We start from the raw sequence: 25,441 nt of genomic DNA, 5'->3' as shown, positions 1-25,441 counted from the left end.
GGCGACGCAAGTCGTACACGGAGAGGGGATTCACGGTGAGCGGACTCAACAAGGGGGTCGGCAAGGTCGAGGTGACGCTCAAGTGGGATCCGAGTCCGATCGGCGCCTCGGCGCACGACCTGGACATCATCGCCGGGGTGTACACGACGGACGATCCCCACGGCTCGCCCGACTATCTGGTGCACTTCGGCAGTCGCTCCCCCGACGGCACGATCACGCTCAGCCGTGACAGCCGTACGGGGCAGGGCTTCGGATACGACGAGGCCATGATCCTGGAGCTGGACCGGCTCGCCCCCCGGTACGCGCGCGTGGTGGTGGGCGTGGCCATACAGCAGGGCGGCGGCCGGCTGACCTTCGGCGACATCGCCAACACCGGGGTACGGGTCCGCGAGGGCTACACGGACCTCGTCGCGCACGGCTTCGAGGACGTCGCCGATGCGACGGCCGTGACGGTCGTGGAGTTCACCCGGGACGGCGCGGAGGGCTGGTCGTACCGGTCGATTCGCCGTGGGTTCGACGTGGACCCGCAGACCTTCGCGACGCTGATGGGCGCCCGGCACTCCTGAGCCTTCCGCACCGATGCGGACGACCACGAAGGGGACCGGCCGCCACAGGCCGGTCCCCTTCGTCAGTCACTGCTCAGCGGTTCAGCTGCAGCCGCTGGTCGAGCCGCAGCCCTCGCAGATGTAGCAGGAGCCCGCCCGCTGCATCTTCGTACCGCAGGAGAAGCAGAGCGGGGCGTCCGCGCTGATGCCCAGCTGCATCTCGACGAGCTCCGCCGAGGTGTGCGCCTGCTTGGGCGCCGGAACCTCCGCCTTGGGGGCAGGGGCGACGGCCTTCAGGGTCTCCGTCTGGCGCGGGGCGGACTGGGCCAGACCCTCGACGTCCATCTCGTCGTCGGCGGGCTCGTAGGACCCCGTCTCCAGGTGACGCTGACGCTCCTCGGCCGAGTGGATGCCGAGCGCGGAGCGGGTCTCGAAGGGCAGGAAGTCCAGCGCCAGGCGGCGGAAGATGTAGTCGACGATCGACTGCGCCATCCGCACGTCCGGGTCGTCCGTCATGCCGGCCGGCTCGAAGCGCATGTTGGTGAACTTCGAGACGTACGTCTCCAGCGGGACGCCGTACTGCAGGCCGACGGAGACGGCGATGGAGAAGGCGTCCATCATGCCCGCGAGCGTCGAACCCTGCTTGGACATCTTCAGGAAGACCTCGCCGAGACCGTCGTCCGGGTAGGAGTTGGCGGTCATGTAACCCTCGGCGCCACCGACCGTGAAGGACGTGGTGATCCCGGGGCGGCCCTTGGGGAGACGCTTGCGGACCGGGCGGTACTCGACGACCTTCTCGACGGCCTCGCGGATCGTCGCCTCGGACTTCGCGGTGACCTCGACCTTCTCCTCCTCCTTCTTCTTGGCGGAGAGGGGCTGGCCGACCTTGCAGTTGTCGCGGTAGATGGCGAGCGCCTTGACGCCCATCTTCCAGGCCTCGAAGTAGACCTCCTCGACGTCCTCGACCGTGGCCGTCTCCGGCAGGTTCACGGTCTTGGAGAGGGCGCCCGAGATCCAGGGCTGGATGGCGGCCATCATGCGGACGTGGCCCATCGCGGAGATGGAACGCTCGCCCATGGCGCAGTCGAAGACCTCGTAGTGCTCGGTCTTCAGGCCGGGGGCGTCGATCACGTTGCCGTGCTCGGCGATGTGGGCGACGATCGCCTCGATCTGCTCCTCCTGGTAACCCAGGCGGCGCAGGGCCTGCGGGACGGTGCCGTTGACGATCTGCATCGAGCCGCCGCCGACCAGCTTCTTGAACTTGACCAGGGCGAGGTCGGGCTCGAGGCCGGTGGTGTCGCAGGACATCGCGAGACCGATGGTGCCGGTCGGGGCGATGACCGACGCCTGGGCGTTGCGGAAGCCGTTCTTGGCGCCGAGGCGGATCACGTCCTGCCAGGCCTCCGTGGCGGCGGCCCAGATCGGCGAGTCGAGGTCGTCGATTCGGACGGCCACGGTGTTGGCGTCGGCGTGCTGCTTCATGACGCGCTGGTGCGGCTCGGCGTTCCGGGCGTAGCCGTCGTACGGGCCGACGACCGCGGCGAGCTCGGCGGAGCGCTTGTACGAGGTGCCGGTCATCAGCGAGGTGATGGCACCCGCCAGGGCGCGGCCGCCGTCGGAGTCGTACGCGTGGCCGGTGGCCATGAGCAGGGCGCCGAGGTTGGCGTAGCCGATGCCCAGCTGGCGGAAGGCGCGGGTGTTCTCGCCGATCTTCTGGGTCGGGAAGTCCGCGAAGCAGATGGAGATGTCCATCGCGGTGATGACCAGCTCGACGACCTTGGAGAAGCGCTCGGAGTCGAACGACTGGTTGCCCTTGCCGTCGTCCTTGAGGAACTTCATCAGGTTCAGCGAGGCGAGGTTGCAGGACGTGTTGTCCAGGTGCATGTACTCGCTGCACGGGTTCGAGCCGTTGATGCGGCCGGACTCGGGGCAGGTGTGCCAGTGGTTGATCGTGTCGTCGTACTGGATGCCCGGGTCGGCGCAGGCCCACGCGGCCTCGGCCATCTTGCGGAAGAGCGCCTTGGCCTCGACCTCCTCGATGACCTCGCCGGTCATACGGGACGTCAGGCCGAACTTGCCGCCCTCCTCGACCGCCTTCATGAACGTGTCGTTCACGCGGACCGAGTTGTTGGCGTTCTGGTACTGGACGGACGTGATGTCGTCGCCGCCCAGGTCCATGTCGAAGCCCGCGTCGCGCAGCGCGCGGATCTTCTCCTCCTCCTTGACCTTGGTCTCGATGAAGTCCTCGATGTCGGGGTGGTCGACGTCGAGGATGACCATCTTGGCCGCGCGGCGCGTGGCGCCGCCCGACTTGATCGTTCCTGCGGACGCGTCGGCGCCACGCATGAAGGAGACCGGGCCGGAGGCGTTGCCGCCGGAGGAGAGCAGCTCCTTGGAGGAGCGGATACGGGAGAGGTTCAGGCCGGCGCCGGAGCCGCCCTTGAAGATCATGCCCTCTTCCTTGTACCAGTCGAGGATCGACTCCATGGAGTCGTCGACGGACAGGATGAAGCAGGCGGAGACCTGCTGGGGCTGCGGCGTGCCGACGTTGAACCACACCGGGGAGTTGAAGCTGAAGATCTGGTGCAGGAGGGCGTACGCCAGCTCGTGCTCGAAGATCTCGGCGTCGGCGGGCGAGGCGAAGTAGCCGTACCCCTCGCCGGCCTTGGTGTACGTCTTCACGATCCGGTCGATGAGCTGCTTGAGACCGGTCTCGCGCTGCGGGGTGCCGACGGCCCCGCGGAAGTACTTGCTGGTGACGATGTTGACCGCGTTCACCGACCAGAAGTCGGGGAACTCGACGCCACGCTGCTCGAAGTTGACCGAGCCGTCGCGCCAGTTGGTCATGACGACGTCACGACGCTCCCAGATCACCTCGTCGTACGGATGCACGCCCGGGGTGGTGTGGATGCGCTCGATACGCAGGCCCTTGCTCGCCTTGGCTCCCTTGGCTCGGGAACCTCGCGCCGGACCGCTCGCCGTCTCTGTCATGCCGCCTCCCATATACGGGCAAAACACCTTTAAGCACCCAGATAGTCCCAGGGCACTGTCTTCTTGTCTGTTGTCGCGAGCACCGCTCCGGGCGCCCGTGACATGTCTTTTCGGCCGCGCGCGGCCGGCCTCGGCCGGACCCCCGGTCCGGCCCGCCGGTCAGTCGGCGGCGGTGGCGGGAACGGGGACCTCTGGGGTCGCTCCGGTCCCGCAGTCCACTGCGGGAGGCCGCTGCTCACGGAGTTCCGAGATGGCGGCCTCGAAGTCGTCGAGGCTGTCGAAAGCCTTGTAAACGGATGCGAAGCGCAGGTACGCGACGAGGTCGAGCTCCTGCAACGGGCCGAGGATGGCCAGGCCCACGTCGTGGGTGGTCAGCTCGGCGCTCCCGGTGGCGCGCACCGCCTCCTCGACCCGCTGGCCGAGCTTGGCGAGGGCGTCCTCGGTCACGGGTCGCCCCTGGCATGCCTTGCGGACGCCGGAGATGACCTTGGTACGACTGAAGGGCTCGGTCACGCCGGACCGCTTGATCACCATCAGCGATGCGGTCTCCACCGTCGTGAAACGACGGGAGCAGTCGGGGCACTGGCGGCGGCGTCGGATCGACGTCCCGTCGTCGGTAGTGCGACTGTCGACGACACGGCTGTCGGGGTGCCTACAGAAGGGGCAATGCATGGTTCCGACCCTCCCTCGCGGCACGACTGAATAGCCTCGCCGAGCCCGTCAAGGCCCCTCGAAGCGACCACCAGCATAGGCGATGCGGGCACCGCCGATAGACGGGGGACCACAACTTGTAGGTGGCTGATGCCATGCAACCACTAGATCTGGGGTTGGGTCGCGTTTCCGGCACTTCGCGCGTGTCGCGCGCCAGGCGCGCCCGCGACCGGCCACGAGGGTACGGGAGGCGCGCGTCTCCGCTGATTCCGGCCCCATGAGTGCCACACTGGGAAAGCACCCCCGCTCCCAGGCGGCCCGGCGAGGAACGCTACCGTAATGACCGAATTGCCACCGCAACCGGGGTCTGCGTATACACCCACCTGCACGTACACGTAAGGCAATCCGCGATTTTTCACTCGAACGTGTGTTTGGCGCAACCTTTCGAAAGCCACTACCGTTGTGCCAGCCAGGGAGACCATTCGAGAGGGGCCGCCGACGTGACCACCACCGCAGACAGTGCCACCATCACTGCCCAGGACCGCTCCCAGGGCCGACTCGAGCCGGTGCATGCCATGAATGACGCAGCCATGAACGGAGACGGGGAGCCAGGGCGACCTACGCGCTCGCTGCCCGGGCGACCTCCAGGCATCAGGGCGGACAGCTCCGGCCTCACGGACCGCCAGCGGAGGGTCATCGAGGTCATCCGGGACTCGGTCCAGCGCCGCGGCTACCCGCCGTCGATGCGCGAGATCGGCCAGGCGGTCGGCCTCTCCAGCACCTCCTCCGTGGCCCACCAGCTGATGGCCCTGGAGCGCAAGGGCTTCCTGCGCCGGGACCCGCACCGCCCCCGGGCGTACGAGGTGCGCGGCTCCGACCAGCCCAGCACGCAGCCGACGGACACGACCGGCAAGCCCGCCGCGTCGTACGTGCCGCTCGTCGGCCGGATCGCCGCCGGTGGCCCGATCCTCGCGGAGGAGTCCGTCGAGGACGTCTTCCCGCTCCCCCGGCAGCTCGTCGGCGACGGTGAGCTCTTCGTCCTGAAGGTCGTCGGAGACTCGATGATCGAGGCCGCGATCTGCGACGGCGACTGGGTCACCGTGCGCCGTCAGCCGGTCGCGGAGAACGGCGACATCGTGGCGGCCATGCTCGACGGCGAGGCCACGGTCAAGCGCTTCAAGCGCGAGGACGGCCATGTCTGGCTGCTGCCGCACAACGCGGCGTACCAGCCGATCCCCGGCGACGAGGCCACCATCCTCGGCAAGGTCGTCGCGGTACTGCGGCGGGTGTGACACCACCTCGCCGGCTCCGACCGGGCCCCGGGATCCACTGCGCCGGTCCCGGGGCCCTGCTGTGTCCCTCCGGGGCCCTGCCGATGCGGCAGGGCCCCGGTCGGCTTTCTCAGACCCCCGCCGCCTTCGACGCGGCGTCGATCGCCGCCAATGACTTGCGCACCTGATTACGGTCCGTGGTGTACCAGAAGTCGGGCAGCGACGCCTTCAGATAGCTGCCGTACCGGGCGGTGGCGAGCCGCGGATCGAGCACGGCGACGACGCCGCGGTCCCCGGTCGCCCTCACGAGACGTCCGGCGCCCTGGGCCATCAGCAGCGCCGCGTGAGTGGCCGCGACAGCCATGAAGCCATTGCCTCCGGCGTCCTCCACCGCCTTCTGGCGGGCGCTCATCAGCGGGTCGTCGGGGCGCGGGAAGGGGATCTTGTCCATCACGACCAGCTGGCAGCTGGCGCCCGGGACATCCACTCCCTGCCAGAGCGAGAGCGTGCCGAAGAGACAGGTCTGCGGTTCGGCCGAGAAGTTCTTGATCAGCTCGCCGAGCGTGTCCTCGCCCTGGAGCAGGATCGGGAACTCGGGGACCCGGGAGCGCAGCTCCTCGGCGGCCAGCTGAGCGGCGCGCATCGAGGAGAACAGACCGAGCGTGCGACCGCCGGCGGCCTGCATCAGCTCCGTCAGCTCGTCGAGCATGTCTCCGCGATCGCCGTCCCGCGCGGGGCGGGACAGATGCTTGGCGACGTAGAGGATGCCCTGCTTGGGGTAGTCGAACGGCGAACCGACGTCGATCCCCTTCCACACCGGAATGTCATCGCCCTGCGTGCCCTCGGGGGCCAGCCCCAGGGAGGCCCCCACCCCGTTGAAGTCACCGCCGAGCTTGAGTGTGGCGGAGGTCAGCACCACGGACCTGTCCGCGAAGAGCTTCTCGCGCAGCAGCCCGGAGACGGAGAGCGGCGCCACCCGCAGGGAGGCCCCGAAGCGGTCGTGGCGCTCGTACCAGACCACGTCGTACTCGGAGCCCTGAGTGATCCGCTCGGCGACGCCGTGGACGGTCTCCACGGACGCCATCGCCTGCTTGCGGACGGCGTCCTCGTCCTGGACGGACTTGTCGCGCGTGGAGCCGAGCGCCGTGATGACGGCGCGGGAGGCGTCGCGCAGCGCCATCAGCGCGTACGCCAGGTCTTCCGGAATCTCCTCCAGGCGGCCCGGCAGCGCCAGCTCCATCAGCCGCTCGAAGCCCTCGGCCGCGGTCTGGAGCTGGTCGGCGACCTTCTCGTCGACCAGCTTCGCGGAGCGGCGGACCGCCCGGTTGACCTGGCCGGGGGTGAGTTCGCCGGTGGCGACGCCGGTGACCCGGGAGACGAGCTCATGGGCCTCGTCGACGATCAGCACCTCGTGCTGGGGCAGCACCGGGGCGCCCTCGATCGCGTCGATGGCCAGCAGGGCGTGGTTGGTGACGACGACCTCGGCGAGCTTGGCGCGCTCGCGGGCCGCCTCGGCGAAGCACTCCGCGCCGTACGCGCACTTGCTCGCGCCCAGGCACTCCCGGGAGGAGACCGACACCTGTGCCCAGGCGCGGTCGGAGACGCCCGGCGTCAAATCGTCCCGGTCCCCCGTCTCCGTCTCGTCCGACCAGTCGCGGAGCCGCAGCAGGTCCTGTCCCAGCTTGCTCGTGGGAGCGGCGGCCTCGAAGGGATCGAAGAGGCCGTCCTCCTCTTCCTGCGGCACACCCTCATGGAGGCGGTGCAGACAGAGATAGTTCGACCGCCCCTTGAGCATGGCGAACTCCGGGCGGCGACGCAGCTGCGGGTGCAGTGCGTCGACCGTTCGCGGAAGATCACGCTCGACCAGCTGGCGCTGGAGCGCGAGGGTGGCCGTGGCCACCACGACGCGCTCTCCGTGCGCCAGCGCCGGCACCAGATAGCCGAGGGACTTTCCGGTGCCGGTGCCGGCCTGGACGAGGAGGTGGGAGCTGTCGTCGATGGCCTCGGCCACCGCTTCGGCCATGGTGACCTGGCCGGGGCGCTCCATACCGCCGACGGCGGAGACTGCGGCATGGAGGAGGTCGGGGAGGGATGGCTTCGTCATAGCGCGTCCAGCCTACGGCGCGGCACTGACAGCCGGATCACGCGAGCGGATTCGGGACCGTCCCGTGGACGGCGGCATGGGGCCGCTCCGGGCGGTCGCGGTAGCCGTCCAGGTGCAGACGGTTCCGGTTGAGACAGAGTCGCTCGATCCGGGGCGTGAGGAGATCGAAGAGCTCGAACCGTTCCTTCAGCTCGGGAAAGCGCGCCTGGTGGCGCAGGATCTCGGAGCGCACCAGCGCCCAGAAGTCACGTTCCGGCACGGCGAGTTGTTCCTCGCACAGGGGGGCCAGGTAGCGGAAGACACCGACGAAGAGCCCTGAATGGATGAACTGGGTGAGGAAGTCGGGCTCCTCGGTGAGCAGGATGGCCCGGACGTCGTCCGGCATCGCGTCGTGCTCGGGCAGCGGGCGTGCGCTGATGTTCACGTCGTCGACGAAGTCCTTGATCGCCAGGCGTACGGGGACGTCCTGGTCGTCGTAGACGACGATGGCGTTCTCGCCGTGCGGGGAGAACACGGTGCCGTACTGGTAGAGGAAGTGCAGCAGCGGCGGCAGCATGGCCGTGAAGAGACGCTGGAGCCAGGTCCTGGGGGCGAGCCCCGAGCGCTCGACCAGTTCGGCGACGAACGCCCGGCCGTCCGGGTCGGTGTGGAGCAGGGAGGCGAGGGTGCGTGCGCGTTCGCCGGGCGGGAGCCTGAGGGGTTCGCGCCAGATCGCGCCGAGGAGTTCCTTGTACTGGTACGGGACCTCGGGCAGTCGGTCGTAGAGGGGGTGCTCGACCGTGACGGAGGCTACTTCGCCGAGCAGGACCACCCCGCACTCGTCGCGCAGGAACGGGTCGCCGTCCCGCAGCCCGTGGACCCATGAGGTGACGGCGGGGGCGGCGAGGGTCCGTTCCGTGGGGAGACCGCGCCAGACGAGGGTGTTGAGGACCGACAGCGGAAGCTTGACGGTGTGCCTGTCGGGCCGGCTCGTGTTGAGGAACGTGCGGATCGACTGCTGGGGCAGCCGAAGGTCCCCGTCGGCCGGCAGCGGCACGATGGCTCCGGAGGCGACGGCGGGGGCGTAGAGCGGGAGGACGATCTCGTCCCACTGCCAGGGGTGGACGGGCAGGAGCAGGTACGTCTCGGGGTCGAGCCCGCGGGCCCGCAGCGTGCTGTGGAAGGTCTCGCGGACGTCGGCGTCGAGTTCGCCGGCGTAGAGCCGGTCAGGGGTGTCGAGGCCGGGGACTCCGCGGTAGGCGGCGAGCTCGGTGCTCACCGCGATCCAGGGGAGCCGGGTGGCGCGGCGGGCCTCGGGGGCCCAGCGGGCCGCGTCGGTCGCGGAGAAGCCGATCCGGCCCTTGTTGAGGACGAGCCAGGGGTGGCCGGTCTGGTGGCCTTCGAGTTCGGCGTAACCGAGATCGGCCAGCCGGTCGGCCGTCAGCGCCGTCCGGTCGAGGTGGGCGTCGGCGGCGAGGGTGGTGGTGAGCTCGCGGATGAGATGACCGAGGGTGGCGCCGTCGAGCCGGAGCAGCCTGCGGGCCCGGACGAGGAAGTCGAGGGGGTCGGTGAGCGGCTGCCCGTCGAGGGCGAGGGAGTCGGGGGCGACCCGCCAGCTTCCGTAGGCTCCACGGCGGGCCGTGAAGGTCAGTGGCGAGCCGTCGTCGAGCCGCAGGAGGTAGCGGTCGGGGTCGCCGGGGGTGTCGGTCGCGGGGTCGGGCGGGACGGGGACGGGCTCGACGATCTCCTCGTACGCGAACTCGCCGACGGTCTTGGCGAGCAGGCGCGCGGCGGCCCTGGTCCAGGTCGCGGCAGTCAGCTCGGGGGGTGTGAGCAGTGCGGAGTCATGGGTGACAGGGGACGACGGCACGGGGACTCCTCTGGGTGGGAACCGCTGTGGGTCGAGCGGTGTAAGTAAGGCAGGGATGCGTTCACAGGACGTGACGAAGGGCGCGGTCACGGACCATGAGCGCGGCTCGTTTGTCAGGGAGGTCGACTTCCGCGGAGAGGCGGAAGCCGGCGCTCAGGAAGGCCGAGACGGAGGGGGTGTTGCGAAGGTCGGGTTCTGCGATGACGCGGGTGCAGCGAGGCCGGTGGTCGAGTACGAGATCGGCGACTGCTCGCAGCAGCGTGGTGCCGACTCCGCGGCCGCGGTCGGCGACGCTGCCGAGGAGGAGATGGATGCCGGTGTCGTGCGGCCGGGCTGGGTAGTGCCGGGCGAGCGGGTCGAGGTCGGCGCGGTAGATCTCGAAGTAGCTCATCGGGGTCGAGTCGAGGACGCCGAGGCAGGGCACGCTGCGGCCGTCGCCGTGGAGTTGGGCGCGCATGTGGGACTCGGTCACCGATTCCGGGCCCGCGAGCTCCCAGAAGGCGGCCACGGCAGGGTCGTTCATCCAGCGGCTGACGAGCGCCAGGTCCCGTTCGATCCGCACGGGTACGAGGTGGAAGGAGCCAGCGGGGGTCGTGGCCCGGCCCCATGTGGCGACGTCGTCCAGGAGGTCGCCGAACGTGCTCGCCGGGCCGTCGGCGTTGGCGAGCAGGGCGACGAGTTCGTCCGCGAGGTGCAGGTCCAGGGTGTCCTCGCCGCCCGTGTCGGCCGATGGCCCGTGGCCGGTTCCGGGGTCGGTGCCCGAGTCGGTGCTCGCATCGGTGGGGGACATGGCGGGTGCTCCTCTCGGCTGTTCGGTCGGATCGTGGGCTTTCGGCGGGCTGATGGATGTGGGGTCGGGATGAGAGCGGGGGGTCCTCAGGAACGGAGGGGGTTGGTGATGGCGACGTAGACGGACTGGGTGTCGACGGGGCCGACGAGCTCGTCGAGGCCGTGCAGGCGGGTGAGGAGGTTGGCCTTGCAGCGCAGGGTCGCGGCTTCCAGGAGCCGGTGCGGCAGCGGTGAGCCAAGACCGGTGGCGGAAGTGAGGAACTGGCGGAAGCCGGCGAGCAGTACGCGTTCGTCGGCGAGGCGCTGGGCGCCGAAGGCTCCGATGAGGCCGAGGACGTTGTTGATGCCGAGGTAGTAGGCGAAGCGCTCGTCGGTGACCTGGTCGGAGACGAACGTGTCGCTGGCTGCGCCGATGCCGGGGAGTCGGTTCTCCAGCTCGTCGCGGTGGGACTCGCGGAAGTAGTAGCCCTGGTTGTCGCGGTAGCGGCCGCCGATGGGCCAGCCGTCGGGGTCGAGGAGCACCAGGGTGTTCTGCTGGTGGGCTTCGAGGGCGACGCCCGCGTGGCCGTCGAGCCAGAGCACGGGGCGGACGACCTGGTCGAGGTAGCGCAGGAACCACTCCGCGGCGACGGCCGTGGTGGGGCGGCCGGTCCGGACGGCGAGGCGGTGGACGATGTCGGCGAGACGGGAGCGCATCCGCGTAGTGCCGGGCCAGGGGCGCGGGGCGGTGAGGGCGGCGATGCAGACGGCGTCGTCCCCGGCGTTGAAGGGGTTGTGGCGGACCATGACGTCGAGCCCGGGGATCGGTTCGCCGGCCGGGGTGTCGACCGCGAGCCAGGCGGGGTCACGGACGATGTCGAAGTTGGGGTGGGAGGCCTGCCACTGGTCGACGAGCCCGGTACGCAGCAGTCGGTGGACCTCCACGCCGCGGTGGAGCTCCTTGCGGAGGTTCTCGCGACGGGAGTTGGTGATGCGCACGCCGAGGGAGAGCTTGAGCATCGTCCGGGCGCCGGGTCGGTGCACGGTACGGACGGAGGAGGTGGGGTGCCAGGTGGCCCCGTGGGGGCCGAGGTCATGGAGGAGGCCGGCGTCCAGAAGGGCGGCGACGGCGGGGCGGTGCGGCAGTTCTCGCGCCTGCCAGGGGTGCAGGGGCAATGGCACGGTGCCGGCGGGCAGTTCGAGACCCTCGGCGAGGCCGGCGGCGAGCTGGGCTGCGGTGACCGGCCGGCCCTGTTCGGTCCAGGCGGAGTCGGCTGCGAGGACCGTGGGGTCGACAGCCATCCAGTGCAGCGGGAAGGAACCGTGGAGCTCGGGTGAGTAGGCCCGGGCCTCGGCCTCGGAGAGCCCTTCGCGGCTCTTGGGGGTGGGGTGGAGCGGGTGGCCGAGCAACAGGGACTGCTCGGCGGTGAGGAAGAGGTCGGCTTCGGGGCCGGGGTTGGGGCGACGGCGCCGCTCGGTGATGAACTCGGCGGTGCGGCGGGTCGAATCGGCGACGCGACCGACGAGTTCGGTTCCTTCGGGGCGGCCGGTCTCGCGGCTGATGAGTGCGGCGACGGTGACGGCGTCGGCGGTGGGAGCGGTGGGGTGCAGTCCTTCGAGGGTGGGGGGCCCGAAGCGGTGCCACCCCGTCGGCGACCAGTAGTGGACGGGGACGAGGAGGGCGGTGCCGCTGGCGTCGAGAGGAATACGGAGGGTCGTGGACTCGGGGGCCGGAAGGTTCTTCTCGCGTACCCAGCAGCGCAGCAGGTTCTCGATGGTCGCGGCGTCGGCTGCGCGCTGTGCGTCCGGGTCGTCGAGGTGATCCTCCCGGGTCGCCGTACTCCCCACAGCGGCGGCGGCCTTGACGGACGCGTGCGGTGCGGGGGTGGGCTGGGGGTCGTACGGGCCGGAGTGCTGCCGGGGGACGGTGGCCTGTTCGACGGCGAGAGGGCCGAGTACGGCGCTGGCGGTGTCGGACGCTTCGGATGCGGGGCTGGCGTTCACGGGGGCTTCCTTGTGAGGTGTCCGGGTTCGGTCCGGGATCAGTGGGACGGTCCGGTCGGTCCGGTGTCGGTCCGGGGACGCTTGCCGCGTGGGGGAGACGCCGGGCGGTGGGCACGTTCGGCGGCGGCCAGGGCGTCGGCGAAGCGGTCGAGGACGGCCTCGGCCTGTTCGTCGGTGAGGGTGAGCGGAGGGAGAAGGCGTACGACGCCCGAGTGGCGGCCGCCGAGTTCGACGATGAGTCCGCGGTCGAGGCATTCGCGCTGGACGGCCGTGGCGAGGGCGGGATCGGCCGGTGGGACGGTGGCCCCGAGGTCGCCCGGGTCCGTGGCGTCCGGGTCCACCAGTTCGACGCCGATCATCAGCCCACGGCCGCGTACATCGCCGATGCAGGGGTGGGCCGCGGCCAGGCCCTGGAGCCGTCCGAGCATCCGGGCGCCGAGGGTGGCCGCGCGGTCGGCGAGCCGGTTCTCCCGTACGTAGGCGAGGGTGGCGGCACCGGCCGCCATGGCGAGCTGGTTGCCGCGGAACGTGCCCGCGTGGGCGCCGGGTTCCCAGGCGTCGAGCTCCGACCTGTAGACGATGACCGCGAGCGGGAGGGAGCCGCCGATGGCCTTGGACAGGACCATGACGTCGGGCACGACGCCGCTGTGCTCCACGGCCCAGAAGGCGCCGGTGCGTCCGACGCCCGTCTGGACCTCGTCGGCGATGAGCGGGATGGAGCGGGCCGCGGTGATCTCCCGCATCCGCCGCAGCCAGGCGTCGGGGGCGGGGATGACGCCACCCTCGCCCTGGACCGGTTCGAGGATCATGGCGGCGGGTGTGGGGACCCCGCTCTTGGGGTCGTCGAGGAGGTTCTCCGTCCAGCGCGCGCCGAGTTCGGCCCCGCGCTCGCCGCCGACTCCGAAGGGGCAGCGGTAGTTCTGCGGATAGGGGAGCCGGGTGACCCGTACGTCCGTCGCTCCCCCGGAGGCGTCGAGGGCTCCGGCCGTCATGCCGTGGTAGGCGCCGGTGAAGCTGAGCAGGCCACGGCGGCCGGTGGCCGTGCGCACGAGCTTGAGGGCGGCCTCGACGGCGTCCGTGCCCGCGGGTCCGCAGAACTGGATGCGCGCGTCGTGGGCGAGTCCGGGCGGCAGCGTGGCGAACAGCTCGGTGGTGAAGGCGTCCTTGACCGGGGTGGCGAGGTCGAGGACGTGCAGCGGGGCTCCGGAGTCGAGGACCTTCTTGATGGCTTCGAGGACCACCGGGTGGTTGTGCCCGAGGGCCAGGGTCCCCGCGCCGGAGAGGCAGTCCAGATAGCGCCGGCCGTCCGCGCCCTCGATGGTCAGTCCCCGGGCCCGTACGGGAACGATCGGCAATGAGCGCGCATAGGTGCGCGCCGCCGATTCGCGCAGCGACTGGCGACGCAGGATGCCCTCAAGTGCGCCCCCTTCACCCGCTCTCCGCTCCCGCTGGTTCGCCTGCACGGCCGACGGTACGGCCGGAGCTGGTTCGGTGACGGCCACGGCTCGGTGTCCTCCCGCTGTAACAGTTGCGTTGCACATCGGTACGTTGCTCCGCCGCGCGAACGGTGTCGCTGAACGCTTCCGCTGTGTCCCCCGTACGTACCAACGACGAGGGCTGCCAAGGATCACGGGGAAATCTCAAGATCCTTGAGACGGTGGGGATCACGACCCGGCAACGGCCGGGCGGAGGCCGGAACCGCGGACCTGCCGCACGCCGTCCCACCGGGCACCGGCATAGTGGGGGCGCACATCGGCGCCGGTCACGGCGCCACCACTGTTCACTCATGCACAAGTTGACGTAGTCCCAGGGGGATCACGAGATGCGATCGATTCGTCCGCTGCTGGCCGCGGCAGCCGCCGTCGCGGCGTTGACGCTGACGGCGACGGCCTGCGGCCCGACCGAGGAGAACGCGGGAGACAAGCCCAGCGCTTCCGCGAGCCCGTCCACCGGCGACAAGATCACGATTCCGGACGATCTCAAGGACCGGCTCAAGGAGCACGGGATCGATCTGGACAAGTGGAGAAACGGCGAGTGGAAGAACTGGGACCGCGACAAGTGGCTTCGTGAGGCGAAGGACTACGTCAACCCGATCATCGAGGACCTCTGGGACCCGGACCGGATGCGTGACGCGCAGCGGCCCGACAAGCCGGTCGAGGAGGAGGACATCTCGGGCGACGAGGGTGTCACCGACCCGACCCCCGCGCCGGTCAGGGCGAAGGGCGTGCAGTCGCCGTACCACTCCAACGCCCCCGAGGCGGGCAAGGTGTTCTTCGACGGCCCCGAGGGTTCGATGGTCTGCTCGGCCACGGTCGTGAAGGACCCGGCCAACCCCGGCAAGTCCAACATGGTCTGGACGGCGGGTCACTGTGTGCACGCGGGCAAGAAGGGCGGCTGGTACCGCAACATCGCCTTCGTCCCCTCGTACAACGACCGCGCCCTGCCGACCGCGCAGTTGGAGAAGGCGACGCGTGAGCAGGTCGCTCCGTACGGCGTGTGGTGGGGCGACTGGGCGCAGACGTCCGAGCAGTGGATCTCCCAGGGCGCGGCGACGGGCGGTCAGGGTGCTCCGTACGACTTCGCGGTGATCCATGTGACGCCGGAGAAGGGCAGCACGGGCAAGTCGCTGGAGGAGACGGTCGGTTCGGCCCTGCCGGTGGAGTTCAACGCTCCCGCGGTGTCGAAGATCGCGAAGATGACGGCGACGGGTTACCCGGCGGGCCCGCCGTTCGACGGCCAGAAGATGTTCCAGTGCCAGGACAAGCCGGGCCGCCTGTCGGTGAAGGCGGAGCAGCCGACGATGTACCGCATCGGCTGCACGATGACGGGCGGTTCGTCCGGCGGTGGCTGGGTCGCCGCCGGGCAGGACGGCAAGCCGGCGCTGGTGTCCAACACCTCGATCGGCCCGGTGACGGCCGGCTGGCTGGCCGGTCCGCGCCTGGGCACCGAGGCCAAGGGCATCTACGACGAGGTCAGCAAGAAGTTCGCCGGCCGCTAGACGGCGGGCCGAGGGGCGGGGTCCTGCGGGGCCCCGCCCTTTTCCTACGGGCATACTGTGCACCGCAAGTGACGCGTCCATGGCAACGCGACCGTGGCAATCGGTCCGTGGCGTCGCCCGGACGCGGGAATCATCATCTGGGGGATCTCAACTCATGCGTTCCACACGACTCATACCGGCCTTCGCGGCGCTGGCCTCGGCGCTCGCGCTGACCGCGACCGCCTGTGGGCCGACCGAGACACCGGCGGCCGACAAGCCCTCGGCGCAGACGAGCGCTCCGGCCACCGGAGGCGGCGATGCCACTCTTCCCAAGGACCTCGCCGACAAGCTGAAGAAGCACGGCGTCGACCCGGACAAGTGGAAGAACGGCGAGTGGAAGAACTGGAACACGGACACATGGCTCCGTGAGGCCGAGGACTTCGTCAACCCGGTGATCGAAGGGCTCTGGGACTCCCAGCGGATGCAGTCCGCGAAGAGCCCGGACCAGACGATGGCCACGACGGCGGGCTCCGGCGGCAGCGACCCCACGCCGCGACCGGTCCAGGCCCAGCGGGAGAAGACGCCGTACCACCGCAACGCGGCGCCGGTCGGCAAGATCTTCTTCGACTCGCCCCAGGGCCACATGGTCTGCTCCGGCACGATCGTGAAGGACCCGCGCCGGCCCGGGAAGTCCAACATGGTGTGGACCGCCGGCCACTGCGTCCACGCCGGGCAGCGAGGCGGCTGGTACCGCAACATCACCTTCGTCCCCGCCTACAACGACCTCGGCAAGTCTCCGGCGGCGCTGCGCAATGCTCAGCCGCACGAGGAGTCGCCGTACGGCCAGTACTGGGCCGACTGGGCCGTGACCTCGGGCGAGTGGATCCAGCGCGGCGGGTCGCAGGCCGCCTGGCCGTACGACTACGCCGTGCTGCACGTGCAGCCGGCCCGCGGGAAGAAGTCCCTGGAGGAGACCGTCGGCGCCGCGCTGCCGATCGACTTCTCGGCGCCCGCGCCCGCGCAGGCCGGAACGGTGGGAGCCTGGGGCTACCCGGCTGCTCCGCCGTACAACGGTCTGATCATGCACAAGTGCCTGGACCGGGCCACCCGGCTCACCACGGCACCGGCCACGCCGACCATGTACCGCATCGGCTGCACGATGACCGGTGGCTCGTCCGGCGGCGGCTGGTTCCGTGCGCTGCCCAACGGGACGACCGCGCTGGTCTCGAACACCTCGATCGGCCCGGCCGGCGGCAACGGCTGGCTGGCCGGACCGCTGCTGGGGAGCGGCGCGAAGAACGCGCACGAGATGGTGAGCAAGAAGTTCGCCCGCTGACCCGACGGCACTGACACCCACGCCGGCGGACACCGGCGTACGTCATGCGGAAGGCCCCGCCCCCTCATCGGGGGCGGGGCCTTCCGCGTGTGAGCGAACCGGTCAGTGGGCGGCCGGTACGTACGGCGTCAGGAACGCCGCCAGCTCCTCGTGCACGCGCGCCTTGAGCAGCGTGCCCTCCGCGGTGTGCTCCTCGGAGAGCAGCTCACCCTCGGCGTGCACCCGGGAGACGAGACCGCCTTGCGTGTACGGCACGAGTGCCTCGATCTCGACCTGCGGCCGCGGCAGTTCGGCGTCGATGAGCGCGAGCAGCTCCTCGATGCCCTCGCCCGTACGGGCGGAGACCGCGATCGCGTGGCGCTCGGCCCGCATCAGGCGCTGCAGGACGAGCGGGTCGGCCGCGTCCGCCTTGTTGACGACCACGACCTCCGGCACGTTCACCGCGCCGACGTCGCGGAACACCTCGCGCACCGCGGCGAGCTGCTCCTCCGGAGCCGGGTGCGAACCGTCGACCACGTGCAGGATCAGATCGGAGTCACCGACCTCCTCCATCGTGGAGCGGAACGCCTCGACCAGGTGGTGCGGCAGGTGCCGTACGAACCCGACGGTGTCGGCCAGGGTGTAGACCCGGCCGCTGGGCGTCTCGGCCCGGCGCACGGTCGGGTCGAGGGTGGCGAACAGGGCGTTCTCCACCAGCACACCCGCACCGGTCAGCCGGTTGAGCAGCGAGGACTTGCCTGCGTTGGTGTAACCGGCGATGGCGACCGAGGGAACCTTGTGACGGCGCCGCTCCTGCCGCTTGATGTCGCGGCCGGTCTTCATCTCCGCGATCTCCCGGCGCATCTTCGCCATCTTCTCGCGGATCCGACGCCGGTCGGTCTCGATCTTGGTCTCACCGGGACCACGGGTGGCCATGCCGCCACCGCCGCCGCCGCCCATCTGACGGGAGAGCGACTGACCCCAGCCTCGCAGTCGCGGCAGCATGTACTGCATCTGCGCGAGCGCGACCTGCGCCTTGCCCTCTCGGGACTTGGCGTGCTGGGCGAAGATGTCGAGGATGAGGGCGGTCCGGTCGACCACCTTCACCTTGACGACGTCTTCGAGGGCGATGAGCTGGCCGGGGCTGAGCTCGCCGTCGCAGACGACGGTGTCAGCACCGGTTTCGAGCACGATGTCCCGCAGCTCACGGGCCTTGCCGGAACCGATGAAGGTGGCCGGGTCCGGCTTGTCACGGCGCTGGATCACGCCGTCGAGCACCAGGGCGCCCGCCGTCTCGGCGAGGGCCGCGAGCTCCGCCAGGGAGTTCTCCGCGTCCTGGACGGTCCCCGAGGTCCATACGCCGACCAGCACGACGCGCTCCAGGCGCAGCTGTCGGTACTCGACCTCGGTGACGTCCTCGAGTTCGGTGGAGAGGCCCGCCACGCGCCGCAGGGCCGCGCGCTCGGAGCGGTCGAACTGATCGCCGTCCCGCTCTCCGTCGATCTCGTGGCTCCAGGCGACGTCCTCTTCCATCAGGGCATCGGCCCGAAGGCTCTCGGTGCGGCTCGTCTCCGCGAAGCTCTGCTCGTCCTGGGAAGGGGATGAAGAGGAGGTCATTTGATCCTTACGTCGATGGAAAGTGGTTGCGTCGATCACAACGTGTGACGGCACGGAAAGATTCCCGGGCCGACCGCGTCGTCGACCTGACGATGGTGACACGGTCGACCGCGGCCCGTCACCCTGGTTTCACGGCGCCGCGGGCCTCGGCGGCCGGGCGGGAGCGCCAGTCCGGGTGCCCGGGCATCGGCGGGGTCTTCTCCGCGTACAGCCAGCCCGCGAAGAACGACGTGAGGTCACGCCCCGCGACCTCGGAGGCGAGCGCCGTGAAGTCGGCGGTGGTGGCGGTGGAGTCCGCGTGCTCGCCGACCCAGCGGCGTTCCAGGCTCTGGAAGGCGTCCTTGCCGATCTCCTGGCGCAGGGCGTAGAGGACCAGGGCGCTGCCGTCGTAGACCACGGGCCGGAAGAGGCTGATCTTCTGTCCGGGCGTCGGCGGCTCGGGGGCGGCGGGCGGTCCGCCGTCGGCGCGCCAGGCGTCGGAGGCTCCGTAGGCGGCCTTCATGCGCCGCTCCAGGGACTGCTTGGCGGTCTCCTCGGCGTACAGCGCCTCGTACCAGCTCGCGTGTCCCTCGTTGAGCCACAGGTCCGACCAGGTACGGGGCGAGACGCTGTTGCCGAACCAGTGGTGGGCCAGCTCATGGACCATGATCGAGTCCACGTACCACTCCGGGTAGGCGGGCTCGGTGAAGAGCCTTCTCTCGAAGAGAGACAGGGTCTGGGTCTCCAGCTCGAATCCGGTCTCGGCGTCGGCCACCAGGAGTCCGTACGTCTCCAAGGGGTACGGGCCGACCTGGCGCTCCATCCACTCGATGTGACCGGGGGTGCGCTTCAGCCAGGGCTCCAGGAGCTCGCGGTCGGCGGTGCGCACCACGTCGCGAAGGGGGAGCCCGTGGGGCCCGGCCCGGTGCACGACGGTGGTGCGGCCGATGGAGACCTGCGCGAGCTCCGTGGCCATGGGGTGGGTCGTGCGGTAGGTCCAAGTGGTGGTGGACCCGTCGGTGGTCCGGTCGGCCGGAAGGCCGTTGGCCACGGCCGTGAGCGAGCTGGGGGCCGTGATCCGGAAGGTGAAGTACGCCTTGTCGGAGGGGTGGTCGTTGGAGGGGAAGACCCGGTGGGCGGCGTCGGCCTGATTGGCCATGGCGAGACCGTCACCGGTACGCACCCAGCCGCCCGTGTCGGCGGGGCCACTGGGATCACTGGTGTGGGTGACGGCGATGGTCAGCGGGTCGCCGTCCTCGGCCGGCTGGGCGGGTGTGATCACCAGGTCCTCGCCGCTGCTCACGAAGTCGGCCGGTTCGCCGTCGACGGTGACCGAGGCGACCTTGCCGTGCGTGAAGTCGAGGTTGATCCGCTCCAGGTCGGCGGTGGCGAGGGCGTCGATCCGGGTCACCGCCGCGAGCGGCTCGGTGTTCTTGCCCTGGTAGGTGAGATCGATGTCGTAGGAGAGGACGTCGTAGCCCGGGTTGCCGAGGTGGGGGAAGAGCGGGTCTCCGATCCCGAGCGGCGCGGATGCGGGGAGGGCGGCGGCGACGAGCCCGGCCGAGGCGGCGACCAGGACGGCGGAACGCAGCCAACGCGCGCGTGGGGAGCGATTTCGGGGTGTGAGCGGCATGGGCTACGGCTACCAGTGCCCGCGCCGCTCCCCCGTGCGGCGCGCTCGCCCGCCACCCGAAGGGGTCACGGCCGTGCTGCCATCACCCCTGTGCCGCCGGCACGCGCGGCGATGTCACTCTCCGTGCGAGGCGGGGTGCCGGGCGCGACTCACGTCGTACACCCCGGGCACGTCCCGCATGGCGCGCATCAGCGCGGGCAGCCCGGCCGCGTCGGGGAGCTGCAGGGTGTATGTGTGCCGGACCCGCTGCTCGCTGGGCGGCTCGATCTTCGCGGCGACGACGGCGACACCCGCTGTGGCGATGGCTTCGGTGAGGTCCGCAAGGAGGCGGGGGCGGCCGAAGGACTCGGCGACGAGCGTCACACGGCACTCGGCGGTGGCACCCCAGTGGACGGTGACGGGCGTGCGGCCGAGCCGTCTCATGGCGTCGACGGCGGCGCATCCGGTGCGGTGGACGGTGACGGATCCACCGCGGACCTGGAAGCCGGTGATCTCGTCGGGCGGTACGGGGGTGCAGCAGCCGGCCGGCCGTACGACGGCGTCGGTGGCGGTGGCCTCCGGCAGCTCGGCGTGGAGCTTGGCACCCGAGCGCCGGTCGGCGGTGAAGGACACCGGCGGCCGAGGGTCGGCCTCGGGTGCGCCCACGGCCTCCGGGTGCGCCTGGAGCCAGGCGGTGATCGCGATGCGCGCGGCGGGGGTACGGGCGTGCTCCAGCCACTCGGGGGACGGCCCGGAGGCGGTGTCCTGGGCGAGCAGCAGCTGCACGGTGTCGCCGTCGTTCAGGACCGTACTGAGCGTCGCCAGACGCCCGTTGACACGGGCGCCGAGGCAGCCGTGGGCGGCTCCGCCGTGCTGCGCGTAGGCGGCGTCGACGCAGCTCGCCCCGGCGGGCAGGCCGAGGGTGCCGCCGTCGGCACGGAAGACCGTGATCTCCTGGTCCTCCGCGAGGTCCGCACGCAGCGAGGTCCAGAAGGTGTCGGGGTCGGGGGTGGCCTGCTGCCAGTCGAGGAGCCGGGAGAGCCAGCCGGGGCGGGTGGGGTCGACGCGCTCCCCGTCCTCGGCCTGATCGGGGCCCTCGCCGCCCGTCGGAGGGGTGTACGGGTTCCCGAGCGCGACGACGCCGGCCTCGGCGACCTGATGCATCTGGTGCGTACGGATGAGGACTTCGGCGACGGACCCGTCGGGGGCCGCGACGGCGGTGTGCAGCGACTGGTACAGGTTGAACTTGGGGGCGGCGATGAAGTCCTTGAACTCGGAGATCACCGGGGTGAAACACGTGTGGAGCTCGCCGAGGACGGCGTAACAGTCGGCGTCCTCGCCTACCAGGACGAGAAGCCGCCCGAAATCACTGCCCCGCAGGTCGCCACGCTTGAGGCGGACGCGGTGGACGGAGACGAAGTGCCGTGGCCGGACGAGGACTTCGGCGGTGATGTCCGCGTCGCGCAGGACGGTGGAGACGCCGGCGGCGATGGCGGCCAGCGCGTCACCCGCGCCGGTGTTCTCGGCGATGAGCGCGCGGGTCGCCTCGTACTCCTCCGGGTGGAGGATCGCGAAGACGAGGTCCTCCAGCTCGGTCTTGAGCGCCTGGACGCCGAGCCGTTCGGCCAGCGGGATGAGGACGTCGCGGGTGACCTTGGCGATCCGGACCTGTTTCTCGGGTCGCATCACGCCGAGGGTGCGCATGTTGTGGAGCCGGTCGGCGAGCTTGATCGACATGACCCGGACGTCGTCGCCGGTGGCGACGAGCATCTTGCGGAAGGTCTCGGGCTCGGCGGCGGCGCCGTAGTCGACCTTCTCCAACTTGGTGACACCGTCGACGAGATAGGCGACCTCGTCGCCGAACTGCGCACGGACCTGATCGAGCGTCACCTCCGTGTCCTCGACGGTGTCGTGGAGCAGGGCGGCGGTCAAGGTCGTGGTCTCGGCGCCCAGTTCGGCGAGGATCAGGGTGACGGCGAGCGGATGGGTGATGTACGGCTCGCCACTCTTGCGGAACTGTCCGCGGTGCGAGTGCTCCGCGAGGACGTACGCCCGGCGCAGCACGGCGAGGTCGGCATCGGGGTGGTGGGCGCGGTGAGCCTCGGCGACATGCCCGATGGCGTCGGGCAGCCGGTCCCTGGTGGCGGGACCGAGGAGAGCGGCGCGGCCCAGCCGGCGGAGGTCGATCCTCGGACGGGCGCGCCTGCGGCTGGGAGCGTCGGGGCCGGTGGCCTCCGCTGCGCTCACGGGATTGGTGGCCTCTGCGCTCATGGGGCACCTCCGGCGACGTCGACCGGCGGTGGGCGGGCAAGGCGTGCCTGCCGGGCCGGTGCTTGATGCTACCGACCCCACCACGCGCTGCAGTCCCGCTCTCGCCCAGCGTGAAGCGGATCACCCATTCGAGCGACGGATCAGTCGTTGACTGTTTCGAATGCTCCGGCGCCGAGCCAGGACGGGTCGATCGTGCCCTCGGCGACGATGACGGCCGGGCCGGTCATCTCGATCTCGCCGTCGGGGTGCTCGGTGATGATCAGCGTGCCGCCGAGGACGTCCACGGTGTACGTGACGGGCGTCCCGATCACGGCGGGGTCGGCGCCGTCCCGGCGGGCGGTGGCCACGGCGACGGCGCACGCGCCCGTGCCGCAGGAACGGGTCTCGGCGGCACCGCGCTCGTGCACGCGCATCGCGACGTGGCGGGGGCCGCGGTCGGCGACGAACTCGATGTTCACGCCGTCCGGGTAGACCTCGGCGGGGGTGTACGGCGGCTCGGTGAACAGATTGCCCGCGTGGTCGAGGCTGTCGACGAAGGCGACGGCGTGGGGGTTGCCCATGTTCACGTTGCGGGCGGGCCAGCTGCGGCCGTCGACGGTGACGGTGACACCGGCCTCGGTAAGGCGGGCGCGCCCCATGGAGACGGTGACGGAGCCGTCCTTGTCGAGGTGGACCCGCTTGATCCCGCCGCGGGTGGCGACGGCGACCTCGCCGGCCGTGACGTGCCCGGCGTGCTGCAGATAGCGGGCGAAGACGCGGACGCCGTTGCCGCACATCTCGGCGATCGAACCGTCCGCGTTGCGGTAGTCCATGAACCACTCGGCCTCGTCGGCCATGGCCCTGGCCTCGGGGTGGGCCGCGCTGCGGACCACGTGCAGCAGCCCGTCGCCGCCGATACCGGCCCGTCGGTCGCAGAGTCGCGCGACGGCCCCGGCGGGCAGCTCGACGGCGTTGTCGGCGTCGGGGACGATCACGAAGTCGTTCTCGGTCCCGTGGCCCTTGAGGAATGCGAGCGGCGAGGTCTGCGTGGTGGTCACGGGATCAACTGTACGGGTCGGGTCGGACAAGGCCCTCGACGGTCCACGGAGCGGGCGTCGGCGTGCCGGGCACCCGGGCGACCTGCGACGGGGGCGCGGGCCTCGGCGTCAGCGGAGGCGGGCCACGCGCCAGACGGCCAGGACGACGAGGAGCGCGCTGAAGAACACGTACAGGGCGATCACCCGCCAGTTCGGCCGCTCGCCGGAGCCGCGGGCCGGAAGACCCGGCCACGTGTGGCCCACCTTGCGGGCGGCCATCATGCCCCAGCCGGCCGCGCAGGAACTGATCAGCAGTCCGAGCATGGCGACGACGGCGCCGCCCTCGCCGGAACCGAAGGCGAGGGGGAAGGCGAACATCAGCGAGCCGACGGCGGCGAGGCCGACGATCGGGGCGAGCTGCCAGATCCGCAGCCGGGGCTGGGGCCGCAGTTCGACCTCGACCTCGTCGGCGTCGACCTCGACGGCCGAACCCTCGGCCTCGTCCGGACCGTCCGGGCTCAAACCGGGCGCGTCACCCGGGGCTTCGCCCCGGATCGCGTCGTTCTGTTCTCTGTCGCGAGGGCCGGCCTCCATCGCCACGCGCCCTCCCACTCGGACTCCACTTGGTCGATCGATGCTCGATGATGGCACGCCGAAGACCACTGGAATGACGGGCGTGGCGTCCCGATGCCATCACGTGATCAGGCTGTAACCGCTCGTTCGACCAACGCCAGCGCCTCTCGCGGGAGTTCCCGCCGGTGTTCCGCCGCGCCGCTCAGCCAGTGAACCCGCGGGTCGCGCCGGAACCACGAATCCTGACGGCGCGCGAAGCGCTTGGTGGCGCGCACGGTCTCGGCGCGCGCCTCTTCCTCGGTGCACTCCCCCGCGAGCGCCGCGAGCACCTGCTGGTAGCCGAGCGCGCGTGCGGCCGTGCGCCCCTCCCGCAATCCCTGCGCCTCCAACGTGCGCACCTCCGCCACGAGACCGGCCTCCCACATCCGGTCCACGCGCGTGGTGATCCGCTCGTCGAGCTCGGGGCGCTCCACGTCGACGCCGATCTGCACGGTGTCGTAGACCGAGTCGGGACCGGGCAGGTTGGCCGTGAAGGGCTTGCCGGTGATCTCGATCACCTCGAGCGCCCGGACGATGCGGCGGCCGTTGCTGGGCAGGATCGCGCGCCCGGCCTCGGGGTCGGCCGCGGCGAGGCGGAGGTGCAGCGCACCGGAGCCCCGCTCCTCCAGTTCCGCCTCCAGACGGGCCCGTACGGCCGGGTCGGTGCCCGGGAACTCGAGGGCGTCGATGGCACCGCGCACGTACAGACCGGAGCCGCCGACCAGGACGGGGGTACGGCCCGCGGCGAGCAGCCGGTCGATCTCCGCGCGTGCGAGGCGCTGGTACTCGGCGACGCTGGCGGCCTCCGTCACGTCCCAGATGTCGAGGAGGTGGTGCGGGATGCCCCCGCGCTCCTCGAGCGTCAGCTTGGCGGTGCCGATGTCCATCCCTCGGTAGAGCTGCATCGAGTCGGCGTTGACGACCTCGCCGCCGAGCTGCTGGGCCAGAAATACTCCCAGATCGGACTTTCCGGCCGCAGTGGGACCGACGACGGCGATGACCCGCGGGGCGGGAGCTGCACTTCTCACCGCCCCAGTCTCGCAAACCTCTCGACGAGTCCCCGAATGAGCGACGTGACGGCCCGCATCCGGGTTCGTTGCCAGTTGCGAGGTTCCGACCGCCGGTTTCCGTACCGGCTGCGCCGGGTGGCGCAACGGGCGCCCCGGGCGCCGCGGGGCTTCTCCCACACGAGTACGCTATGGAGTGGTAATGGGCGTTTTTGCAATGTTTCGCCGTAAGGGCAAGGGAGCTGCCGAGGCGTCAACGGAGGAGGCCCAGGCCGTCGCCCTGACGGAGACGCCGGAGGCTGCGGAGAAGACCGAGGCGGCCACGCCCGGCGCCGAGGACTCCGAGACCGAGGCGCCGGAGGGTTCCGGGGCCGGCGAGACCGCGGAGGCGGCCGCTGTCGTGGACGCGGTCGAGGCGGTGGAGATCCCGAAGCAGCAGTCGGCCGAGGTGGCCGCGGACAACGAGGCCGGCGAAGGCGCCCGGAAGTAGTTCCTGGAGACAGGGCACGGCAAACGGACTCACCAGAGGGAAGGTGACCCATGGGTCTCCTGGATTCACTGAAGGCCAAGCTCGCCCCGGCCAAGGACAAGGTCTCCGATCTCGCGCAGCAGCACGGGGAGAAGATCGAGCACGGCGTCGACAAGGCCGCGAAGCTGGTCGACGAGAAGACCAAGGGCAAGTACAGCGCCAAGATCGAATCGGGCACCGGCAAGGCCAAGGACGCCCTTGACCGGATCGCCCACAAGGACGACGGCTCGCAGGGCGAAGGCCCGACCCGGCCGCCGGCCGCCTGACGCCCGGCGTCACCTGACGGTCCCTCCGCACGGCGGACGGCCGCGGAGCACATGCTC

The 25,441-nt window shown here is 70.8% G+C and carries 19 protein-coding genes; 6 read left to right on the top strand and 13 right to left on the bottom strand.

Annotation, left to right across the window (positions count from 1 at the left end; translation table 11 throughout):
• Positions 1 to 35 precede the first annotated feature (35 nt).
• Positions 36 to 566, top strand: a complete 531-nt coding sequence (locus ACFQ7Q_RS08845) for a TerD family protein (RefSeq protein WP_383551484.1) — start codon at positions 36 to 38, stop codon at positions 564 to 566.
• 81 nt (positions 567 to 647) lie between these two features.
• On the opposite strand, the gene ACFQ7Q_RS08840 is transcribed toward ACFQ7Q_RS08845, so the two are convergent.
• Positions 648 to 3,536, bottom strand: a complete 2,889-nt coding sequence (locus ACFQ7Q_RS08840) for a vitamin B12-dependent ribonucleotide reductase (RefSeq protein ID WP_383551483.1) — start codon at positions 3,534 to 3,536, stop codon at positions 648 to 650.
• Between the two features lie 159 nt (positions 3,537 to 3,695).
• Positions 3,696 to 4,208, bottom strand: coding sequence for a transcriptional regulator NrdR (gene nrdR, locus ACFQ7Q_RS08835; protein ID WP_383551481.1), 513 nt, complete (start codon positions 4,206 to 4,208; stop codon positions 3,696 to 3,698).
• 479 nt (positions 4,209 to 4,687) lie between these two features.
• On the opposite strand from nrdR, the gene lexA reads away from it, so the two are divergent.
• The gene (gene lexA / locus ACFQ7Q_RS08830; RefSeq protein WP_329115078.1) at positions 4,688 to 5,479 is read left to right on the top strand and encodes a transcriptional repressor LexA; all 792 of its coding nucleotides are present in this window, start codon (positions 4,688 to 4,690) and stop codon (positions 5,477 to 5,479) included.
• A gap of 109 nt (positions 5,480 to 5,588) precedes the next feature.
• On the opposite strand, the gene ACFQ7Q_RS08825 is transcribed toward lexA, so the two are convergent.
• The 5 genes from ACFQ7Q_RS08825 to ACFQ7Q_RS08805 form a co-directional block, all read right to left on the bottom strand.
• The gene (locus tag ACFQ7Q_RS08825; protein ID WP_383551479.1) at positions 5,589 to 7,562 is read right to left on the bottom strand and encodes an ATP-dependent DNA helicase; all 1,974 of its coding nucleotides are present in this window, start codon (positions 7,560 to 7,562) and stop codon (positions 5,589 to 5,591) included.
• Between the two features lie 37 nt (positions 7,563 to 7,599).
• Entirely contained in the window at positions 7,600 to 9,411 is a 1,812-nt protein-coding gene (locus tag ACFQ7Q_RS08820; protein WP_383551477.1) for an IucA/IucC family protein, read from the bottom strand.
• Positions 9,412 to 9,472: 61 nt separating this feature from the next.
• The gene (locus ACFQ7Q_RS08815) at positions 9,473 to 10,201 is read right to left on the bottom strand and encodes a GNAT family N-acetyltransferase (RefSeq protein ID WP_383551475.1); all 729 of its coding nucleotides are present in this window, start codon (positions 10,199 to 10,201) and stop codon (positions 9,473 to 9,475) included.
• A gap of 86 nt (positions 10,202 to 10,287) precedes the next feature.
• The gene (locus ACFQ7Q_RS08810) at positions 10,288 to 12,183 is read right to left on the bottom strand and encodes an IucA/IucC family protein (RefSeq protein ID WP_383551473.1); all 1,896 of its coding nucleotides are present in this window, start codon (positions 12,181 to 12,183) and stop codon (positions 10,288 to 10,290) included.
• A 38-nt stretch (positions 12,184 to 12,221) separates the two neighbouring features.
• Positions 12,222 to 13,685 (bottom strand): diaminobutyrate--2-oxoglutarate transaminase family protein, encoded by a 1,464-nt coding sequence (locus tag ACFQ7Q_RS08805; protein ID WP_383551471.1) that lies wholly within the window; start codon positions 13,683 to 13,685, stop codon positions 12,222 to 12,224.
• A 320-nt stretch (positions 13,686 to 14,005) separates the two neighbouring features.
• On the opposite strand from ACFQ7Q_RS08805, the gene ACFQ7Q_RS08800 reads away from it, so the two are divergent.
• Entirely contained in the window at positions 14,006 to 15,181 is a 1,176-nt protein-coding gene (locus tag ACFQ7Q_RS08800) for a trypsin-like serine peptidase (protein WP_383551469.1), read from the top strand.
• 154 nt (positions 15,182 to 15,335) lie between these two features.
• Entirely contained in the window at positions 15,336 to 16,496 is a 1,161-nt protein-coding gene (locus tag ACFQ7Q_RS08795) for a trypsin-like serine peptidase (protein WP_383551467.1), read from the top strand.
• Positions 16,497 to 16,598: 102 nt separating this feature from the next.
• Here ACFQ7Q_RS08795 and hflX read toward each other — a convergent pair whose 3' ends face one another.
• The 6 genes from hflX to miaA all read right to left on the bottom strand — a co-directional run bounded on the left by hflX (position 16,599) and on the right by miaA (position 24,610).
• A complete protein-coding gene (gene hflX, locus ACFQ7Q_RS08790) occupies positions 16,599 to 18,092 on the bottom strand; it encodes a GTPase HflX (RefSeq protein ID WP_383551465.1) in 1,494 nt (497 codons plus the stop codon).
• 118 nt (positions 18,093 to 18,210) lie between these two features.
• Positions 18,211 to 19,704 (bottom strand): M1 family metallopeptidase, encoded by a 1,494-nt coding sequence (locus ACFQ7Q_RS08785; RefSeq protein WP_383551463.1) that lies wholly within the window; start codon positions 19,702 to 19,704, stop codon positions 18,211 to 18,213.
• A 114-nt stretch (positions 19,705 to 19,818) separates the two neighbouring features.
• The gene (locus tag ACFQ7Q_RS08780) at positions 19,819 to 21,954 is read right to left on the bottom strand and encodes a RelA/SpoT family protein (protein WP_383551461.1); all 2,136 of its coding nucleotides are present in this window, start codon (positions 21,952 to 21,954) and stop codon (positions 19,819 to 19,821) included.
• Positions 21,955 to 22,094: 140 nt separating this feature from the next.
• Entirely contained in the window at positions 22,095 to 22,991 is an 897-nt protein-coding gene (dapF, locus tag ACFQ7Q_RS08775; protein ID WP_383551459.1) for a diaminopimelate epimerase, read from the bottom strand.
• 108 nt (positions 22,992 to 23,099) lie between these two features.
• A complete protein-coding gene (locus ACFQ7Q_RS08770; RefSeq protein ID WP_383551639.1) occupies positions 23,100 to 23,564 on the bottom strand; it encodes a hypothetical protein in 465 nt (154 codons plus the stop codon).
• A 107-nt stretch (positions 23,565 to 23,671) separates the two neighbouring features.
• Entirely contained in the window at positions 23,672 to 24,610 is a 939-nt protein-coding gene (gene miaA, locus ACFQ7Q_RS08765; RefSeq protein WP_383551457.1) for a tRNA (adenosine(37)-N6)-dimethylallyltransferase MiaA, read from the bottom strand.
• Between the two features lie 181 nt (positions 24,611 to 24,791).
• Here miaA and ACFQ7Q_RS08760 point away from each other — a divergent pair, with 181 nt between their 5' ends.
• Both ACFQ7Q_RS08760 and ACFQ7Q_RS08755 read left to right on the top strand, forming a co-directional pair.
• Positions 24,792 to 25,079, top strand: a complete 288-nt coding sequence (locus ACFQ7Q_RS08760) for a hypothetical protein (protein ID WP_383551455.1) — start codon at positions 24,792 to 24,794, stop codon at positions 25,077 to 25,079.
• A gap of 50 nt (positions 25,080 to 25,129) precedes the next feature.
• Positions 25,130 to 25,384, top strand: a complete 255-nt coding sequence (locus ACFQ7Q_RS08755) for an antitoxin (RefSeq protein WP_383551453.1) — start codon at positions 25,130 to 25,132, stop codon at positions 25,382 to 25,384.
• Positions 25,385 to 25,441: the final 57 nt, after the last annotated feature.

This window comes from Streptomyces sp. NPDC056527 (assembly GCF_042794475.1).
GTDB lineage: Bacteria > Actinomycetota > Actinomycetes > Streptomycetales > Streptomycetaceae > Streptomyces.
This window is presented reverse-complemented; position numbering and strand designations above follow the sequence as displayed.

Bases quoted from the DNA above. Each gene is read 5' to 3' on its own strand.
- ACFQ7Q_RS08840 (WP_383551483.1), bottom strand. From the start codon at position 3,536: ATGACAGAGACGGCGAGCGGTCCGGCGCGAGGTTCCCGAGCCAAGGGA.
- nrdR (WP_383551481.1), bottom strand. From the start codon at position 4,208: ATGCATTGCCCCTTCTGTAGGCACCCCGACAGCCGTGTCGTCGACAGT.
- ACFQ7Q_RS08825 (WP_383551479.1), bottom strand. From the start codon at position 7,562: ATGACGAAGCCATCCCTCCCCGACCTCCTCCATGCCGCAGTCTCCGCC.
- ACFQ7Q_RS08815 (WP_383551475.1), bottom strand. From the start codon at position 10,201: ATGTCCCCCACCGATGCGAGCACCGACTCGGGCACCGACCCCGGAACC.
- ACFQ7Q_RS08800 (WP_383551469.1), top strand. From the start codon at position 14,006: ATGCGATCGATTCGTCCGCTGCTGGCCGCGGCAGCCGCCGTCGCGGCG.
- ACFQ7Q_RS08795 (WP_383551467.1), top strand. From the start codon at position 15,336: ATGCGTTCCACACGACTCATACCGGCCTTCGCGGCGCTGGCCTCGGCG.
- hflX (WP_383551465.1), bottom strand. From the start codon at position 18,092: ATGACCTCCTCTTCATCCCCTTCCCAGGACGAGCAGAGCTTCGCGGAG.
- ACFQ7Q_RS08785 (WP_383551463.1), bottom strand. From the start codon at position 19,704: ATGCCGCTCACACCCCGAAATCGCTCCCCACGCGCGCGTTGGCTGCGT.
- ACFQ7Q_RS08780 (WP_383551461.1), bottom strand. From the start codon at position 21,954: ATGAGCGCAGAGGCCACCAATCCCGTGAGCGCAGCGGAGGCCACCGGC.
- ACFQ7Q_RS08770 (WP_383551639.1), bottom strand. From the start codon at position 23,564: ATGGAGGCCGGCCCTCGCGACAGAGAACAGAACGACGCGATCCGGGGC.
- ACFQ7Q_RS08760 (WP_383551455.1), top strand. From the start codon at position 24,792: ATGGGCGTTTTTGCAATGTTTCGCCGTAAGGGCAAGGGAGCTGCCGAG.
- ACFQ7Q_RS08755 (WP_383551453.1), top strand. From the start codon at position 25,130: ATGGGTCTCCTGGATTCACTGAAGGCCAAGCTCGCCCCGGCCAAGGAC.